Origin of the sequence: Paenibacillus sp. 2TAF8 (assembly GCF_052114825.1) — a bacterium.
In the GTDB taxonomy this organism is placed as follows: Bacteria; Bacillota; Bacilli; order Paenibacillales; family Paenibacillaceae; genus Paenibacillus.
The window spans coordinates 1-439 of record NZ_JBFRFN010000069.1 but is presented as its reverse complement, the minus strand read 5'-3'; the positions used below and the strand labels follow the sequence as shown (position 1 = coordinate 439).

The following is a 439-nucleotide window of genomic DNA, read 5'->3' as shown; positions in this document are numbered from 1 at the left end:
AACGTTATAGGAAATCCATGTGAAGTCACTTCAGGAGGGATTAAAGAAGATGAACAAAAAACTAGTAGACCAGTTTGAGCATTTCAATGAATTTGTAAAAGTAATTGATGATCGGACTTGGCAAAAGCCGATTGCTCCTGGAAAGTGGACGGTGAAGGAAGTCGTGGCCCACCTATGGAATTGGGATACATATACTTTAAATACGATGCTCCCACACATAAAAGATCAAGTGAAACTTCCAGGGTTCGTCGATCATGATACCCATAATTTAAAAGCGATAGAGAAGGCTAAGGAATTTACAGACAGGGAAAGTATGATTAAAACCTTTATTGAAACTCGAACTCATTTAGTCAACCAATTCCGTAAGGTAGATCATTCAAACATTCGTTTTTTTATAGGCAATGATAAACGACCGTATACCTATGAAAGATATCTAAAA

The 439-nt window shown here is 36.9% G+C and carries 1 protein-coding gene; it reads left to right on the top strand.

Features of this window, described 5'->3' with window-relative positions; genetic code table 11:
• Positions 1-49 precede the first annotated feature (49 nt).
• The coding region (locus AB4Z30_RS30015; RefSeq protein WP_441931230.1) for a DinB family protein at positions 50-439 on the top strand (390 nt) is incomplete at its 3' end.